Genomic DNA, 17,372 nt, shown 5'->3' with positions numbered 1-17,372 from the left:
ATGCTCCGTGAAGATAGTTGGAATTTCCGGCTCCACGATTGGCTCAAAAACAAGAGTCGCTGTGGACCATGCATTGAAATATATTGAAAAAGAACATACCGGGGTAGAAGCAGAGATGTTAGATTTGAAGGATTATGACATGGTTTTTAGTGACGGACGTTCTTATAAAGATTATACAGGCGATACGAAAATCTTATTAGAAAAAATCATGCAAGCAGATGGTATTTTGATTGGAATGCCTGTTTTCCAAGCATCTATTCCAGGAACATTAAAAAATCTGTTCGACCTTCTGCCAATGGATGCATTTCGGAATAAAGTGGTTGCTATTATTGCAACAGCAGGAACAACAAAGCATTATTTAGTACCCGAGCAGCATTTGAAGCCGATTCTTCACTATATGCACGCATGGGTGATTCCGAAATATGTATTTGTTGAAGAAAAAGATTATACAAACTATGTAATCTCGAATCAAAACGTCATTGACCGCTTAAATAAGCTGTCAGATGATTTGATTCATTATGTAGATCTCATGCAGAAGCACCCAGAGCTAACGTCGCTTATATAAGAAAAGCCCTCTTACTGAAAAATTGTTTTCTTAAGAGGGCTTTTCTTTATTTAAGAAATAAGAAATAGTTGGAGCTAGTCACTCCAACGGGTTTCATGGGGTGAGTAATCTTAGGCCCTAGAAATATACTCCGTTTTCCGTCGCCCTCGAGCTCATCTCCTTTAAAGAAGACTTAGCGATTGGCAAGCCGACAGGCGTAGACAGAGCTAAAGTCGCACTTATGCCCAGAGGGTGAAAAGAAGACTTAGCGATTACCAAGCCATTCCTTTTTGCTTCGAATCAATGGTAAACAAGCTGTGGGCGATAAGAAATTGAGCACTATAATACGTAAGCATAATGACTTCATGAGCGCCTGTAAAGCCGGTGATAAACATGTTCCACGCTAGAACGCTGTCAGAAATAATAAATAGAAGGCTGCCGAGAATAGCCCAGCGATTTCCTGTCATGATTGCTGTGAACGCCATAAGCGTGATAATTCCAATATAGGAAATGACAGGAAAGATGAAACCTGTCTCCGCGTTTGTTTGCAGACTACTCACAAGCTGATAACCAATCCAAACAGCAAAAAGAATAAGCGGAACTGCAGAAAGACTTCTTGGCAAAGAAAAACGCCATTCTTTTAAAAATCCAACGATATATAGTACATGTCCGATAAAAAACGCGGTCAAGCCGATGAAAAACCACTGCAGCGTCGCATCCCCAATCAAGCACAAGCTGATACCGCCAATAATCCAATAATGCGTGGACTTTCGTTTAGGCAGCGATTTTTCAAAAGCATAAATCAGAATCAGCACCATTGGAATCACCTTGAAGAAAATACTAAATGCTAATGGCTCAGATGGTGAAATAAATATATAAACAATTCCAGTCGTCAGAATTAATATGGGTAAACGATAAAGTATCAAAATGGGTACATTCCCTTCGCTTGTTAAAATAAAAATCTTCAGACATGTTTAGTTCCATCATAGTAAAAAAATGCTTAGATAACAAATTCTAGATATATAAACAGAAAACCTTTTTTCAAACCTATTTTTAACTTCGGAAGAGATAGAGGCTTCCGTTGAAGATAGGGAGGCTGTTTTGTATTGTTTGTACATACGAAGCTGAATACTGCTGTAATCCTTTGTTAACAGCATTCAATAAAAAACTCCCCTTGCCCATCATAGACAAGGGGAGATTCTTTATTCTTCAATAGAAACATCTTTTAAATTTAACAGCTGTGTCGGAGACTGTGTCAGTCCTTTTACGCTGTCATCAACACCTAACAAATATTGCTGGTGATGGATATAAACCATTGGCGTGATTTCCGCAAGTAATTCCTGGGTTTGGCGGTAAAGCTCTAATCGTTCATCTGGATCACTTTCCTGGCGGGCTTGATCTAATAAATCGTCGAGTTCTTCATCTTCTGTGAAGGTGCGATTTCCTGGTTCGCCTAAATTATCTGAATGGAATAAAGGATATAGCCCGTTGTCCGCATCACCGGTAACAGTGGTCCAGCCAAAGACAAACATATCATGTTCCCTGTTGGCAGTCTGTTCCAGCATTGTTCCCCATTCCACGGTTCTTACTTCCGCATTGATACCAATTTCCTTCAGCTGTGCTTGGATTGTTGTTGCTGTATCGATGCGCTGACGGTCATCATTTGTCCAAATCGTGGTAGAAAACCCATTTTCATAGCCTGCTTCAGCAAGTAACTCTTTGGCCTCTTCCAGATTATATTCGTGATCCTCTACATCTTCACTGTATCCGAATACACTTGGCGCAATCGGGGTGTGTGCGGGGATCCCGACATCGTCATAGATTCCGGAAAGAATTTCCTCTTTATTAATGGCTTTTGCAATTGCCTGACGGACACGTTCATCATCAAACGGTTCCTTGTCCATGTTAAAACCTAAATACGATAATGCCAGGCTGTCCTGAGACTGCACTGATAAATGATCGGAATTTTCAATTTGAGCTACATCTGACGGACTAAGGGAATTAGCGATTTGAGAAGCACCAGTCTCTAATTCTGCGACACGGGTCAGATCTTCTGTAACTACTTTGAAAGTTACGGAATCAAGCAGTGCCGGTTCGCCCCAATAATCTTCATTGTTAACTAAGCGTACCTGCTGTCCTGGCTTCCATTCTTCGTATTTGAAAGGGCCGGTGCCTTGCGGGTTTACACTGATGACAGTACCTGCTTCTTCGCCATCTTCCATTGCAGCATAGTCTTCTTCAATCTGGTCTTTTGAAATCATCACACCGCCGGGATGAGCAAGGTGTGCCGGTAACGCTGCAAAAGGATATTCTGTTTTAAAATGAACAGTGTAATCGTCAATAACTTCTACCTCGGAAATCATATTGTACATGATCGCCCGTGGAGAACCAATTTCCGGATCAAGCGTACGGTCAATATTTGCCTTTACAACCTCCGCATTAAAATCAGAGCCGTCATGGAAGGTCACATCTTGACGAAGCTTGAATTCCCATGTCGTATCATCAATTTGTTCCCACTCCTCTGCCAACAAAGGCTGATTTTCCATATTTTCATCCTGGGTAACAAGCGTTTCAAAGATATTTCTTTGTACATCACTGGACGGAGTATCATTGGATGCTGCCGGGTCAAGCGATACAGCATCGGCTGGTGTGGTAATAATTAAATCGCCGCCCTGCGATCCTCCCTCTGTCGTATTGCTGTCAGAGGATGCATTGTCATCTGGTTCACTGGCACAGGCGGCAAGTATCAGGCTGAACAGAGCAATAAATGCAAGTACATATATCTTTTTCTGTATTCTCATGATGCTGTTTTCTCCTTTAAGTATAGTAGTCTGGTATATTACCTGAAAATATGGATTTACCAGCCTGGAACAACAGAGCCGTCAAAGTTTTCTTCAATAAATTCTTTCACTTCGTCTGTATGGTAAATATCAATAAACTGCTGAACAACGTCATCATCTTGGTTTTCTGTACGAGCTGCAATCAAGTTAACGAATGTAGAATCCTGCTCGATAAAGAGCGAATCATCATTGGGTGAAAGCCCTGCTTCAATTGCAAAGTTTGAATTGATTGCTGCTGCATCAACTTCGCCAAGCTGTCTTGGAATTTGTGCAGAGTCTAATTCCAGTAATTCAAGGTCTTTCGGATTGTCAATTACATCATTTACGGTTGCATTTACACCCAAGCCTTCTTCTAATGTGATAAGACCAGCTTGTTCAAATAATAATAAAGCACGTCCGCTGTTTGTAGGGTCGCCAGGGAGCCCTAATGTTGCGCCATCAGGAAGGTCCTCCAGAGAATCAACCGATTCGGAATAAACTCCCATCGGGAAAGTAACGGTATCTGCTACCTTCACTATATCCAAGCCTCTTTCTTCCACCATGCTGTCCATAAAAGGCTCTGTCTGGAAGCTGCTGATGTCAATTTCACCTTCATCCAGTGAAACGTTTGGCATCACATAATCACTAAAAACCACAGTTTCAATTTCTAAATCGTCTTCTGCTGCAATTTCAGCTATTTTTTCAACAATTTCTTCATGTGGACCAGCTGTTACACCTACTGTCAATACGCCGTCTTCAAGTAAATCTGAACCGCTCTCTTCCTCATCTCCTCCGCAAGCAGCGAGGAAAACGAATAATAAAGCTGTAATAAGAAGTAAATATTTCTTTTTCATGATGATTTTCCTACTTTCTTTTTTTATTTAGTAACACTCTCAAGTTGTAAAAATGCGTCGATAACGGTATTTGCATTAATTTCTTCTTTCATCAAATGAATGGATTCTTCTTCCCGTGTCACTTTTTTCGCAATGGTTTCCAGCAGCTCCTGATCATCCGTATGTATGGAGAAGTCTGCTAATTTTGTCGGGAAGCCCCATGTATCATAGTAAGCTAATAGCTTCGTAAGCTCGTTTTTATCCTGTTCGATAGCAAGCTGAGCTAAAATGCCGTAGGATACAATTTCCCCGTGAAGTGAATCGGCAATCTGCGGGGCAGCAGTTAACCCATTATGAATGGAATGCGCACCTGCAATTCGTCCAGCTTTTCCGCCGAAGCCGCCAACCATACCGCCTGTTGCGATAATTGCTTCGATAACACGAATAAGAGCATCAGTGACTTGGTTACTCTCACAAGCTTGGATTGCTGCTTCACTGTCATCCAGCAAAATATCCTTGCAGGCACGAGCGGCGAATTGAGATATTTGCAGCCAGACTGGAAGCGTGCCTTCAGGGTAGAAGGCTTCAACTAGAGAGCGAGCTTCATAGAATTTGGCTAACGTATCGCCAATGCCTGCTTTTAAGTATTTTACAGGAGCTTCTGCAATAATTGCTGGTTCTACCACTACGAGTGTATTAGATTCAGGAAACTCAGTGTAATGAGAATGAGCACCATCTTCCTGATAAAAGACGCTTAATGGCGTCCAAGCTGCGCAGGTGGCGGCAATCGTTGGGATTAAGATACTTTTTATTTGCGCATTGGCAGCCGCTGCTTTGGCAATATCCAGAGCTGTTCCCCCGCCGATGCCGATGACAGCATCTATTTGCTGTTCTTCATAAATCGAGGCCAGTCTGTCAGTTCGTTCCACGGTGCAATGCCCATCTGCAGTATGTATATCTTTTTCCTCTATTTGATCCAGCAATGCAGAAGGAAGATATGGTTTTGCTTTTTCCCAAGCAGTACGCCCGGCAACTACAGCAATCCGCTTCACCCGCAAGTCATTCAGATTTTCTATCAGGTATTCCAGAGAACCTTCACCGATTTGATAATGGCTGGGCGATCCCTTTACAGTAACTGTTTGCATGGTAAGATAACCCCTTTTACATGTGTTTAAATGCTACATAAAAAACCTCTCTATTTTGTTCTAGAGAGGTTGAATAAGTTCATTTACGAAACGTCCTCTCTTATTTTCCAAAGCACATTATGCACTTTGCAGGATTTAGCACCTTTTTTAGAACGAGTTCTAGAAAGGTTGCCGGGCTTCATCGGGCCAGTCCCTCCGCCACTCTCAATAAGAGTTCTTATGTAACTGTGGATACATTTTAATATGAAATATGAGAAAAGTCAAATATAGCTTGATGCAAGGGAGCTGGCGGGCTAATTATGTTAATCAGCACCATTTTTGGTCCCAAAATCCAAATACTTGAACGGATTATCGCTCGTTTCTTTTAAAACACATTCATCCATTTATTTCATGTTTACTCTTTCTTATTTTTTGATATAATAAGAACAAATGTTCAGAACAAAAGTTCTTATTTGGAGGAATAAATATGATTGGATTACTTCATCATTCTCTGGATAAAAAGGAAAAAATCATGATCTATTATATCGACCGCCATAACAATGTAACGCAGCGTGTTATTCGCGTCGTAGGTATAGATGATAAAAGGATTCTTGCTTATTGTTACTATAAAAAACAGGTGCGCAGCTTTAAGATAGAAAATATTTTATCCATAGGGTGTGTAAAAAGGAGCGTCGGGGCTTGAATATTGGTGTACAGGAAGAAAGGAATACGAAAGAAAAAACAATGTTAAATGAGCGGCAACGGAAGCAGAATTGCTTTCAATTAATTATCGCACATAAAGATAATTTGCTTATTGAAGTGAAATGCTATCAGGATTGTCATGTTCATCATATAAAAGGATATATAGACAGCATTAACTATCAAGACGAGCACATAGCTATAGTTGATAAGCTGGGTCAAAAGGATTTTACAATCATTAAGTTTAATGATGTAATGGACGTTTTTATATTGTAGATAAAAACCCGAATGTATTCCAAGCGGAATCATTCGGGCTTATTTCTAAACATAAACAGCGTAAGGCTGCTTTTACCTATTTCTGCTCATCCAACGCGATGTCCTTTTTCTGCTTCTTCAAATAATATGCACTCATCAGAGAAGCAATCGGAATAACCAGAGCGATGCCAAGGCCCGAAATAAGGATTCCAAGCATTTCATCATTGAACACTTTGGCATTTATAATTTGGCCAAGAGAGTAATCTAAATCCTTAAACCAGATTAGCAGCCCCATATACCCTCCGAAAAAGGCGAAGAATAGCGTGTTTGTGCTTGTACCTAGAATATCACGGCCAATACGAATGCCGGCGAAGAATAGATTCTTTCTGGAAATTTCCGGATTCTGGTCGTGGATTTCACGCATCGGAGAGGTGATTGAAATGGCAGTATCTACAATCGCCCCAATCGTGCTCATAATAATCACAGCTGTAGCAATTTGAATGAAATTTAATCCAATATGCACATTGAAAGCTGTGATTTCTCCAGATTCTTCTTCCCCAAGTCCATAAATCATGGATTGTTCGGTTAAAATAATAATGAAAAAGATTAAAATAACCATTGTTGCAATCGTAGATAAGAAAGCAAGCATCGTTTTATTATTTACCCGGTTGATGAAGAACAAGCTGACAGCACTGATGAAACCACATGCAATAAGCGTAATAATAATTGGATTCCCGGACGGGTCATTCATGACGAATACAGCCATAAGCACAATGATAAAATTGATAAAGAGGGCAATAAAAGAGCGTACGCCCTTCATACCGCCGACCCAAGCCATTAATGCAAATAATATGATTGCCAGTAATACAAGTACATTCATAATTTCGCCTGCTTTCTCCGGATAAAGAAAATGGAAATATAGATGGCAATCGGAATGGTCAATACAATCCCAATTCCGCCGACTAAAGCACGTGTTAATTCAAGGGAAAGGTTCATTGATATGGTAAAGCCGAACGGTGCTGCATTTTTAAAATAGATTAACAGCATGGGAAGGGACCCGCTGACATAGGCAAAAAATAAAATATTGGTCATGGTGCCCATGATATCTTTCCCGACTTCGTAACCTGCTTTTTTTAATGTTTTTAAATCAATCCGGTTATTTTTCTCATACATTTCAAACATGGAAGCTGATAATGTAATGGCTACATCCATTACAGCTCCTAAGGAACCGATTAGTAACCCTGCCATAAAGATGGTTTCCGGGTTCCTGGTTAAAAAGGCCATTTCTTCATAGCGCAGTCCTTGTTCGCCAGTGAAATGCAGTGCTGCATAAGCAATCATCAATGAAATTACGGTCCCTATTAATGTAGCTAAAATAGCTGTATAGGTTTTTTCGTTAAATCCTGTCGCCATCAATAAGGAGAGAACGGTGAAAATAATAATACTGATTGCAGTAATAACAGAAAGACTGATGCTTGGATTCTGTATATAAATATCTAATGCAAATGACAAAATAGCTGCATTGACAAACAAACTCAGTGCGGATAGAGCACCTCTGGATTTTCCGACTGCTAATAAAATAATCAGGAATATCCATGCGACAAACACGAAATATTTGTCCCGTTTAATATCCCCTGTTGCTTCTCCGTCTTGAGCAAGAAAGATTTCATCGCCTGCAGATAACTCATAGTCCAATGCCAGGGACTGGACATATTCATTATCAAATTCAGTTATTTCTCCTTTATCTGAACCATTTTTTACTTCTCCAACGATATGCTGGGTGACTTTTTCATCTTGATTGCCATGCTCATCTGGCTGATCTTCTCTATTTATTTCTTGAACATCGGTAATGTGAACAATCGTTCTATCATATAAATCATAATTGTTATTGATAAATATCATCGATGCGATAAAACCGATTAGTAATAGACAGACGGTAATATATTCGGTCCTGGTCCGATTTTTTAACCATGCCTTCAATATAATCACTCCAAAAATAGGATTGTCCTATTCGTATTTCCGAAAACATATACTATGATAACACTTTTAATAAGAAGGAGATACATACAACATCACAAAATTTCGGGGAATAAAGGGAAGCTTCATTCCGCGGGGGCCTTTTCATTCCCTGCGAAATGTTAATTAAACCAACCGGGCCGTTATTGGCTGTTGGTTCTCCTGCTTAGAATTTTCAGTTTCTCTCTATGCTTGAAGCGGGCATCATACAAAAGACCTTCGATGGGGCGAGTAATCGCAGCAACGGTTTTAATAGACCGAGTAATCGCAGGTCTCAATGATGTCAGGTTAATGCGACCGCTGCGGCGGACCGTTTTGCTTTCCGACGTACAGGACGTACTAGTGCAGACGTTGCAACAGGACGTTGCGGCCTTAGTCTGCCTAGGGGCACGCTCTTCAGCTAACTTTTGCCAAGAAGAGCACTTGGCAAAAGTGGATCTTCAGATGGTGCTGATCCCTCAGGAGTCAAAACGGTCCGCCTCCGCTAGTAGGATATTCTATACGTGAAAAAACAACTCACCAAATAGATGTTTAATCAGATAGAACATCTTTTTCATGCTGTATGGTAAAATGTTCCGTCAAGATTACTTTCTGAGCATAAATGCTATTCCCTGTATTTCATATTCATGCTGTCATGATTGGGTTGTTCAGACGAAAGTTGCTATTTCCTTCAGCTCATTAAAATCTTATTTCTTTCATTCGCTGTAGAATCCTATCAGAGCGCAGGCCAACCACGCAGACTCCTATGGGAACAGGGCGAGCTGAAGATCCACTTGAAAAGCGGTTTTCTTTTCAAGTTAGCTGAAGCCGTCCCCATGGAAAGCGAAGTGGTTGGCCGGAGCGGAGCTATGCACCATCATCAATTCCAAAAAGGCCGGATATTTCACCAAAATGCAAGCATGGTAATGAAGAACATGTTCATCTTGGAATAGCAAGAAATATTTGCTTATTCTTAGGTGCGAAAGTTGAGTATTTAAGAAAATTCATTAACCTGACAACATTGGTAATCGCAGTCCCAGTCCCAATCAGTTACATTGCAATAAAACAAAAAGTCACCCATAACCTTCTTATTTTAGTATGTACCAAAAGGGAGTGCGTATTTCAACCTGTCCAACTTTTTGGACATTTATAGGAATTCCATGCTACAATTTTGTCAAACGCTTTTGACAAAAAGGAGCTTAGTTTAGTGAAGAATAAGATTAAAAAATTAAGGAAGCAATCGAATATGACACAAGAAAAATTGTCTAAGCTTTGCGGTGTTTCCAGGCAAACCATTAACTGTGTGGAAAATGATAAATACGATCCGACGTTAGAACTGGCATTTAAAATATCCAGAGCGCTTGATAAAAATGTAGAAGAGGTGTTTATGTATGACAAAATTTCATAAAGACTACCGTGTAACGATGAAAGATATTAAAAAAGAGGGGGATTCTATTTTGAGAAAACAGTTAGACCCTGTATCTCTCCCTGTTTCGGAGGAAACGAAAACAGAGCTGGAATGCATGATGACGTATTTGAAAAACAGTCAGGATCCTGAGATAGCAAAGAAATATCAGCTGAGGCCGGGAGCAGGGCTTTCAGCAAATCAAGTCGGCATCAATAAAAGCATGTTTGTCATACGATATCAGACAGAAAAGGAGGAAACAATGGAATTAAAGCTGATTAACCCCAAATTGATCAGCCATGCTGCAAATATAATCTATCTTCCGGAAGGGGAAGGATGCCTGTCTGTAAACAGGGAAGTATCTGGACACGTGCCGCGTTATGAGAGAATAAAGGTGCTGGCCTTTGATACAGAGGGAGAGGAGCATACATATACCTTTAAGGGATATAGCTCTATCTTAGTACAGCATGAAATGGATCACCTGAATGGCATCATGTTTTTTGACCGGATTAATAAAGAACGGCCATTTTTGAATTTACAGTAGGATTCAAGCTTTTTAGGGAAGGGGGAATCGCAGTGAATCCGTTTACTGCAATATTACAGGAAGCGTATGGAGTCCATCCTGTTCACGTACAATCCAAACAGGGAGGATGGGCGTCCCTTGCCTTTGAAATAAAGGCGGAGGATGCTGCTTATTTTTTGAAGGTATATGAAAAGAGACGTGCTTCTACGCCAAAGTTGACCGCGTGGATTGACCAGTATGCTCCCATTGTGGAGTGGTTAGCATATAGCAGTGATTTAAAAGGAAAAATTCCTGTTCCGCTACAGACAAAGGAAGGGAAGTATCAATGTGAAGATACAGAAAATAGTTATTTGCTGTATCCTTTTATTGATGGGGAAACCATTGGTGAACAAGGCTTAACCAAGCAGCAGGTATCAGAATTTGCACATATAATAGCCGCACTCCACTCATTTGGGAAGGAAATCCCTTTTCCAACGAAAGCTCTGAAGGAGGACTTTGACGTGCCTTTTTTAGAAGAATTGGAAGAGGTCATTCATTTCAATGAAAAACATATCCCGGGGGAGCTACATGCCCTTTTTCGTGAAAATCGGGAAAAAATAGCTGCATGGATCAGCAGCATAAAAGAACTTTCAGAAAAGCTGAAATCTGCTTCCTTCGATATGGTCTTATGTCATACAGATTTGCATCATTGGAATTTGATGCAGGGGGAGAAGCTATTATTAATAGATTGGGAAGGACTGAAACTGGCTCCTCCTGAAGCAGATATGATGTTTCTGACAGAAAAGCCTTATTGGAAGCAGTTTATGGAAGTCTACCTTCAGCATCATGAAAGTTATCATATCAATCAAGATGCTTTTGCTTTTTACCAGTTAAGAAGAAGGCTGGAGGATATTTGGGAGTTTGCTGAGCAGTTATTATATGAAGAACCGGATGCGCAAGAAAAGGAGGAAATTATCGGTTATTTGAGGGAATTAACAGATGATACAAATTGACCGCTTGAGATGCCGGGTTAAACATTCTCTAAAAGGGGAATAAGAAAAGGTGTTTGTAATAAAATCAAGGGAAGTGAAGGAATGTTTTTAGCTTGGAATGAAATAAAGAACAACAAGCTGCGTTTCACCTTAGTTATAGGTGTGCTGGTACTTATTTCTTATCTTGTATTCTTTTTATCCGGTCTGGCCAATGGACTGGAGCAGCTTAATCGGGAGGCTGTTGATAAATGGGAAGCAGACGGTGTTATTCTAACAGAGGAATCCGATTTACGTCTGCAGCAATCCATCGTGTCTGCGGATGATTTTGACGGGGCCGGAGTGGATGAATATACCGAATTATCTCAGCTCAGCGCAATAGCGAGTCATGGGGATAAAAAAGAAAATGTATTTATCTTTGCTGTAGATGAAGCGTCCTTTATCATGCCAAATGTGACAGAAGGAAACGCATTCGCGGATGAGGGAGAAGTAATAGCGGATGATACATTAAAAGAAGACGGCTTTGAAATTGGTGATGAGATTTCCTTATCTTCCACAGAGGAGACGTTGGAAATCACTGGCTTTACGGATAAAGCCAGATTTAATGCAGCGCCAGTGCTGTTCACAGACTTAAATACGCTGGAAACATTGCAATATGGGGAAATGGCTGAAGGGGATAACGATGCAGTGAATGCCTTTGTTATTCGTACAGATAACTTAGACAGTGTGGAAGCAGATGAAGCATTGCAGGTGGTTGATACAGAAACGTTTATAGAGAATCTGCCTGGTTATACAGAGCAGAACTTGACGCTGACATTAATGATATACTTCCTGTTTGTTATTTCAGCTGTGGTCCTGGCGATTTTTCTCTACGTGCTTACTATTCAGAAGATAAGTATTTTCGGGGTGATGAAGGCTCAGGGAATATCCTCCCAATACTTGGCCGGCTCTGTTGTAGCGCAGACATTTTTACTTTCTTTAGCTGGGGTGATGATTGGGCTGGTTCTTGCTGTAGTTACAGGATTATTCCTGCCGGCAGCTGTACCGGTAGCCTTTAATTACATTGAAATGCTGGTCTATGGAATGATTCTGATTGCCGTATCCGTCATTGGAGCATTTATTTCTGTACAGACCATTGTGCGAATTGACCCATTACGGGCGATAGGAGGTTAAGGGAATATGGCTATTTTAGAATTGAAAAAGGTGCAGAAAACCTTTGGATCTGGCAGAACAAAAGTAGAAGCAATGAAAGAAACGAATTTTGAGGCGCAACAAGGTGAATTAGTTGCAGTTATTGGCCCCTCTGGTTCCGGAAAAAGTACGTTTTTAAGTATCGCCGGAGGGCTGCAGACACCCACAGCGGGAGAAGTCAGGATGAACGGCACAGCTTTGACTGATTTAAAGGAAAAAAAGCGTGCAGCGTTAAGGCTGAAAGAAGTCGGCTTTGTTTTGCAGGCATCGAATCTGGTTCCTTATTTAAACGTTGGACAGCAGATGCAGCTGCTGGATAAGGTAAAGAAAGGGAATATGTCTAAAGCAGAATCCGAAGCGCTCTATCAGTCGTTAGGCATTGATCATTTGCTTCGCAGCTTCCCAAAAGACTTATCTGGCGGAGAGAGGCAGCGGGTAGCGATTGCTAAAGCACTCTATACCAACCCAAGTCTTATTTTAGCAGATGAACCGACGGCGTCACTTGACTCTGACCGTGCATTTGAAGTGATGCGTATGTTAAAAGAAATTACAGAAGAAAAGCAAACAGCAACAATCGTTGTAACACATGATACCCGACTGATTGAGGATTGTGATAAAGTCTATCAAATGACAGATGGGAACATGGAATTACAGGAAAAAGAACGTTATACGGTATGACAAAAAGGATGTGATTTCCATTCACTGGAACATCGCATCCTTTTTCATTCTGTTACAAAAATGGATTATAAAACCTGCTGCCATCATGAAAGGTGATTATCAACGATACGGTCAAAATGACTGCTCCAACAGCTATCGTGATATAATCTGCCCGTTTAAAATGCTTGATGCTGTACCAGGTTCTTTTTTTATTTTTCCCAAATCCTCTTAACTCCATAGCGTTACTGATTACTTCAATTCTGTCCAAACTGGATAGGATTAAAGGAAGAATAATAGCTCCTGCATTTTTGATCCGCTTAGCTAATTTTTCATTTTTTGATAAATCAATCCCGCGGGCCTGCTGACCTTGGGCAATAGTACGGAAGTCCCGTTGGATATCTGGAATATACCGGAGTGCCAAAGAGACAGAATAAGCGATTTTATAATTGATTCCAATCCGGTGGAGAGAAGCAGCGAATTCACTCGGATGGGTAGTGACGATAAATAGTAACGCAGCCGGAATAACGACAAAATATTTTAATGTAATATTAAATTGATAAAAGATTTGCTCCAGTGTCATATTATAACGCCCGGCTATTTCAAAAAGTACATGATTGGTACCATAGATCCGGACACCTTCCTGAGGTGAAAACAGGTAAATAGCGATATTATTCAACAGTAAAAAGATTAAAATAAAGATTAATACAAAGGCGATGTCCCGGATATGAACCTTTGAAACAATGAATATGGTCATGCTTATAATGAATAAAAATAATAGAATCCTTGTATCATAAGTGAGCATTGCAGCGGAGGACCACATGATAAAAATAATCAATTTAGTGCCCCCTGATAATCGATGGACAGGGGATTCCTTTTCGATATAAGATAACATTTCTACGGCCATGCTTTGCGTACCTCCCTGTCGAAGGCAATAAACCTGGATACAAACTCGACCGGTTCCTCAATACCGGTAAGAACTGCTAAATCAAATAAGGACGTTTCTTTTAAATTAGCTTCCGCCACAATCGCTTCATTGGTTAAGATATTTATAGGTGAATCATCTGCAGTTACTTTGCCATCTGCTATGACAATCGCCCTTTGCGTATATTCCAGCATTAAATGCATGTCATGTGTAATCATCATAATGGTAATACCTTGGGCGTTTAAATCTGCCAGGAATTCCATCATCTCCGTATAGTGATAGAAATCCTGCCCGGCAGTAGGCTCGTCCAGAATAATTATTTCTGGCTTCAGCACTAAAATAGAAGCGATGGTTACCCTCTTTTTCTGCCCAAAGCTTAACGCGGAGATCGGCCAATTTCGAAAAGGATACAGACCGCATATTTTTAATGTGTTTTCTACCCTCTCTCTTATTTCTTCTTCGGAATAAGTTCCCTTCATAACAAGGCCTAAGGCTACTTCGTCATAAATCATATGCTTTGAGATCATTTGATTTGGATTTTGCATCACCATGCCGATCCGTTCAGCACGCTGATAGATAGTGTCTCCGGTAATATCCTTTTCGTGATAGATGATTTTTCCTTGGTTATTTTTTTCAAATCCGCAAATTAATTTGGATAAAGTTGATTTACCTGCACCATTTTTACCGACAATGCTTACCATTTCTCCCTTATCAATGGAAAAGGATACCTTTTTAATGTTATTTTCCTTGCCACTATATGTGAAGGAGACGTCCTCCAGCTGCAAAACAGGATGTGTCAGCGTTCTCTTTTTTGCGGGCGGAGATTGCTCAAACCAATGTAAAAGCTTGTCTTTGAATGCCTCTGTTTGCAATGTATTCAAGTGTGCTAAGCCATGCTGCGGAGTGAGGAGACAACCCGCGTATTTTAATGCTTTGATGTATAAGGGCTCTCGAATGTTATTTCTCTGTAACACATCGGAGGCAAGCAATACATTGGGAGAGGAATCATTTACAATCTCTCCGTCATTAACAACGATAATTCTGTCCACATTCCGGTATAATACATCCTCTAAACGATGCTCAATGATAACGACCGTCGTATTTGTCTCCTTTTGAATCTGATCAATTAAATCTATGGCATGTCTCCCTGTAGCAGGGTCCAAATTGGCCAATGGTTCATCAAAAAGGAGAATATCTACGTCATCCACCATGACTCCAGCGAGAGAGACCCGCTGCTTTTGTCCGCCGGAAAGAGCATGGATAGAAGCATCTAAGTATTCATCCATATCTACAAGGCGTGAGACATCGGCTACCCTTTTCATCATGGTGTCATGCGGAGTAACATTATTTTCTAAAGAGAAAGCAATATCCTCGCCGACAGATAAGCCGATAAATTGTCCGTCAGGATCCTGCAATACCGTGCCAACCATTTTGGATAACGAAAAGATATCGAGCTCTTTTGTTTCCTGTCCTTGGATTTTCAAGCTTCCTGTCATCTCCCCTTTATACGAGAAAGGCACCAGCCCATTGAGGCAATGAGCTAGTGTGCTTTTTCCAGAACCAGAAGGGCCTGCAATTAATATTTTTTCTCCTTGATGAATGGTTAAATCAATATTTTTTAACGTAGGTTCCTGTTGGCTTCGATATTTAAATGTAACATTTTCAAACTGGATAATAGGCTGTTTCATGTTTATCTCCCTTAAAGTATCTGCTGTTCTCAGAAATCAGATAACGGCAACAGATACTATTCTTTGGTAAGACTCCCGCTTTGACTTTTGGTTTTTGTATAAGATGCGATTAGAATCGTACCAAGAATGCCGGTGGTTATAATATTGGCAATACCGGCGAAAGCGCCTTGTACAAATACTTTATTTGCAGGCTCTGCATAAATCAATATGTCTAAAGCTGGAGCAATCAAGAACCAGCCTATCGCTTGTACACCTGCTTGTACCACATTGAACTGAATGATTTGTCTGGAGGCAAATATTCCTGACTCTATATCGATTTTTCTAGTGAATAAGCCGATAAAAAAGCCGATAAATACCGATACAAACACCCAGCTCCACCAAATAGAACCATAAAATACGGCATCCTTTAAGGCGTGACCGATTAAACCAATCAGTCCTCCGGCAATAGGGCCAAAAACGACGCTCATTAAAGCTAAAAAGGCATATGCGGTTTCAATGGTTGTATTTGGTATCCCGGTTGGAATGGCTGCAAAGCGCCCTAAAATAACAAATACTGCTGAACCAATTCCAATTGCTACAATTGTTTTAATAGATAACCCATTTCTCTTCAATTCCCAATTCCCCCTTTAAATGATATGTTCTTATTTTATTAAATACCAATCAGCTTATTTTCGGTGCTTTGCGAATAATAATTTGCCAATGGGGCCCAGTTTCTACGTGATACGCATTGGCAAAGGAGCCCTGGTTAATCGCAACGCCTAAATTATCCAACGAATTCACATACAGCAAAGGCTCTCCGAGGCGAATTTCGGCAAAGGAATGCCGGTATGTCATGATATTTTTATATACCTGCTGGCGGTTATTGGCGATAGTGACTTCGAAAGCATCTCCGTGAGCCACATTAATTTCTTGAAACAACTCTCTGCTGATGTTGGTCCATAGATTGCCGAAGCGAATATCTAATATATCAATATTACCGTAGACGATATCTTCTTCTATATAAGCTTCCGGTTTTGTTAATTCAACAATATCGTTTACATCAACAGGGGCTCCGACTTCTTCAAAGGTAATGGTATTTGATGCTAATCTTGCTCCTGTATAGGCATAAACGTCACGTCCATGAAACGTATAGGATTCCCCTGAGCGAGGTAAACGGTTTGTTTTCTCATCGATGATTCTGGCTTCCTTAATGCCGATGTCCTTTTTAATATGGGTAAGTGTTCCATTATCCGGCGTCACAATATATTGGTTATTCACCGTTTTAACGACGACGCTCAGCCTTGCAGTACCAACTCCTGGATCAACTACAGAGATAAAAACTGTTTCCTCTGGCCAATATGGTAACGTTTGATAGAGGCGATAGGAGCCTTCCCAAATATTATATTGCGGGATATCGTGTGTCAGGTCGAATACCCGGAGCTTGGAATCTACAGAAAGTGCTACCCCATACATGGCACTGACTGCTCCGTCGCTAAGACCAAAATCTGTTTGAATGACTAAATTTCTTCCCATTTTAAATTCCTCCTTAATAATATGTGCTCAAAAATTCGATAAAAATTCGCTGTGTCATTTTTGCTGGACTTTTGAAACTCCTCTTTGTGTTGCTTGCATTTTCGTCGATGAGCAGTTGGTTTTTAAGGAATTAAAAAACCACGCCCATATCGAATAAACGATAAGGACGTGGTTGGAATATACGTGGTACCACCTTATTTTACTGTATGCTCACACATACAGCCTCATCAAGTACGA

At 40.5% G+C, this 17,372-nt stretch carries 18 protein-coding genes, 1 riboswitch and 1 other annotated feature (1 of these 20 cut by a window edge); of the genes, 8 read left to right on the top strand and 10 right to left on the bottom strand.

All coding sequences use genetic code 11. From position 1 onward, the window contains the following. Nucleotides 1-7: 7 nt before the first annotated feature. On the top strand, nucleotides 8-565 hold the full coding sequence (locus MKY45_RS21425) for an NADPH-dependent FMN reductase (RefSeq protein ID WP_193064504.1): 558 nt from the start codon (nucleotides 8-10) through the stop codon (nucleotides 563-565). Between the two features lie 251 nt (nucleotides 566-816). On the opposite strand, the gene MKY45_RS21420 is transcribed toward MKY45_RS21425, so the two are convergent. From MKY45_RS21420 to MKY45_RS21405, 4 genes are all read right to left on the bottom strand, one after another. Continuing rightward, nucleotides 817-1,470, bottom strand: a complete 654-nt coding sequence (locus tag MKY45_RS21420; protein WP_193065518.1) for a lysoplasmalogenase — start codon at nucleotides 1,468-1,470, stop codon at nucleotides 817-819. 276 nt (nucleotides 1,471-1,746) lie between these two features. Beyond that, nucleotides 1,747-3,345 (bottom strand): glutathione ABC transporter substrate-binding protein, encoded by a 1,599-nt coding sequence (locus MKY45_RS21415; protein WP_256705269.1) that lies wholly within the window; start codon nucleotides 3,343-3,345, stop codon nucleotides 1,747-1,749. 56 nt (nucleotides 3,346-3,401) lie between these two features. Beyond that, nucleotides 3,402-4,217 (bottom strand): MetQ/NlpA family ABC transporter substrate-binding protein, encoded by an 816-nt coding sequence (locus MKY45_RS21410; protein WP_193065520.1) that lies wholly within the window; start codon nucleotides 4,215-4,217, stop codon nucleotides 3,402-3,404. A 23-nt stretch (nucleotides 4,218-4,240) separates the two neighbouring features. Beyond that, nucleotides 4,241-5,341, bottom strand: coding sequence for an iron-containing alcohol dehydrogenase family protein (locus tag MKY45_RS21405; RefSeq protein WP_256705268.1), 1,101 nt, complete (start codon nucleotides 5,339-5,341; stop codon nucleotides 4,241-4,243). Between the two features lie 97 nt (nucleotides 5,342-5,438). After that, a riboswitch (SAM riboswitch) is annotated at nucleotides 5,439-5,555 on the bottom strand. Nucleotides 5,556-5,807: 252 nt separating this feature from the next. On the opposite strand from MKY45_RS21405, the gene MKY45_RS21400 reads away from it, so the two are divergent. Together MKY45_RS21400 and MKY45_RS21395 are read left to right on the top strand one after the other, a co-directional pair. After that, complete coding sequence (locus tag MKY45_RS21400; RefSeq protein ID WP_042529178.1) at nucleotides 5,808-6,023, top strand: hypothetical protein; 216 nt, start codon at nucleotides 5,808-5,810, stop codon at nucleotides 6,021-6,023. Next, the gene (locus MKY45_RS21395; RefSeq protein ID WP_042529180.1) at nucleotides 6,020-6,295 is read left to right on the top strand and encodes a YolD-like family protein; all 276 of its coding nucleotides are present in this window, start codon (nucleotides 6,020-6,022) and stop codon (nucleotides 6,293-6,295) included. The genes MKY45_RS21400 and MKY45_RS21395 overlap by 4 nt, the downstream gene beginning before the upstream one ends. A gap of 76 nt (nucleotides 6,296-6,371) precedes the next feature. On the opposite strand, the gene MKY45_RS21390 is transcribed toward MKY45_RS21395, so the two are convergent. Together MKY45_RS21390 and MKY45_RS21385 are read right to left on the bottom strand one after the other, a co-directional pair. Further along, a complete protein-coding gene (locus tag MKY45_RS21390) occupies nucleotides 6,372-7,154 on the bottom strand; it encodes a YibE/F family protein (protein ID WP_042529182.1) in 783 nt (260 codons plus the stop codon). Then, nucleotides 7,151-8,263 (bottom strand): YibE/F family protein, encoded by a 1,113-nt coding sequence (locus MKY45_RS21385; protein ID WP_419880325.1) that lies wholly within the window; start codon nucleotides 8,261-8,263, stop codon nucleotides 7,151-7,153. Before MKY45_RS21385 ends, MKY45_RS21390 begins: the two co-directional genes overlap by 4 nt. A 1,213-nt stretch (nucleotides 8,264-9,476) precedes the next feature. On the opposite strand from MKY45_RS21385, the gene MKY45_RS21380 reads away from it, so the two are divergent. The 5 genes from MKY45_RS21380 (at nucleotide 9,477) to MKY45_RS21360 (ending at nucleotide 13,034) form a co-directional block, all read left to right on the top strand. Then, a complete protein-coding gene (locus MKY45_RS21380) occupies nucleotides 9,477-9,677 on the top strand; it encodes a helix-turn-helix transcriptional regulator (protein WP_193064805.1) in 201 nt (66 codons plus the stop codon). After that, nucleotides 9,661-10,218 carry a peptide deformylase gene (gene def, locus MKY45_RS21375; RefSeq protein ID WP_193064804.1) on the top strand — a complete coding sequence of 186 codons (558 nt, stop codon included), beginning with the start codon at nucleotides 9,661-9,663 and terminating at the stop codon, nucleotides 10,216-10,218. Before MKY45_RS21380 ends, def begins: the two co-directional genes overlap by 17 nt. A 32-nt stretch (nucleotides 10,219-10,250) precedes the next feature. Further along, nucleotides 10,251-11,189: an aminoglycoside phosphotransferase family protein gene (locus MKY45_RS21370; RefSeq protein ID WP_256705264.1), complete on the top strand. Its 939-nt coding sequence runs from the start codon at nucleotides 10,251-10,253 to the stop codon at nucleotides 11,187-11,189. Between the two features lie 81 nt (nucleotides 11,190-11,270). After that, on the top strand, nucleotides 11,271-12,338 hold the full coding sequence (locus tag MKY45_RS21365) for an ABC transporter permease (protein ID WP_042529192.1): 1,068 nt from the start codon (nucleotides 11,271-11,273) through the stop codon (nucleotides 12,336-12,338). Nucleotides 12,339-12,344: 6 nt separating this feature from the next. Further along, nucleotides 12,345-13,034 carry an ABC transporter ATP-binding protein gene (locus tag MKY45_RS21360; protein WP_193064801.1) on the top strand — a complete coding sequence of 230 codons (690 nt, stop codon included), beginning with the start codon at nucleotides 12,345-12,347 and terminating at the stop codon, nucleotides 13,032-13,034. A 52-nt stretch (nucleotides 13,035-13,086) separates the two neighbouring features. Here the strand turns inward: MKY45_RS21360 and MKY45_RS21355 are convergent, their stop codons facing one another. The 4 genes from MKY45_RS21355 to MKY45_RS21340 are packed head-to-tail and all read right to left on the bottom strand — an operon-like array spanning nucleotide 13,087 to nucleotide 17,135. Next, nucleotides 13,087-13,917: an energy-coupling factor transporter transmembrane component T family protein gene (locus tag MKY45_RS21355; RefSeq protein ID WP_256705263.1), complete on the bottom strand. Its 831-nt coding sequence runs from the start codon at nucleotides 13,915-13,917 to the stop codon at nucleotides 13,087-13,089. Then, on the bottom strand, nucleotides 13,908-15,623 hold the full coding sequence (locus MKY45_RS21350; RefSeq protein WP_193064799.1) for an ABC transporter ATP-binding protein: 1,716 nt from the start codon (nucleotides 15,621-15,623) through the stop codon (nucleotides 13,908-13,910). Before MKY45_RS21350 ends, MKY45_RS21355 begins: the two co-directional genes overlap by 10 nt. 56 nt (nucleotides 15,624-15,679) lie before the next feature. Next, nucleotides 15,680-16,234 (bottom strand): ECF-type riboflavin transporter substrate-binding protein, encoded by a 555-nt coding sequence (locus MKY45_RS21345; RefSeq protein WP_042529200.1) that lies wholly within the window; start codon nucleotides 16,232-16,234, stop codon nucleotides 15,680-15,682. Between the two features lie 49 nt (nucleotides 16,235-16,283). After that, nucleotides 16,284-17,135, bottom strand: coding sequence for an SAM hydrolase/SAM-dependent halogenase family protein (locus tag MKY45_RS21340; RefSeq protein WP_042529202.1), 852 nt, complete (start codon nucleotides 17,133-17,135; stop codon nucleotides 16,284-16,286). A gap of 159 nt (nucleotides 17,136-17,294) precedes the next feature. Next, nucleotides 17,295-17,372 (bottom strand) — a binding site (T-box leader) (it continues 192 nt past the right edge of the window).

The sequence above is a fragment of the Oceanobacillus sp. FSL K6-0251 genome (genome assembly GCF_038004725.1).
In the GTDB taxonomy this organism is placed as follows: Bacteria; Bacillota; Bacilli; order Bacillales; family Amphibacillaceae; genus Oceanobacillus; species Oceanobacillus oncorhynchi.
Note: the sequence above shows the minus strand (reverse complement) of the source record. Positions and strands in the feature narration are given on the sequence as shown.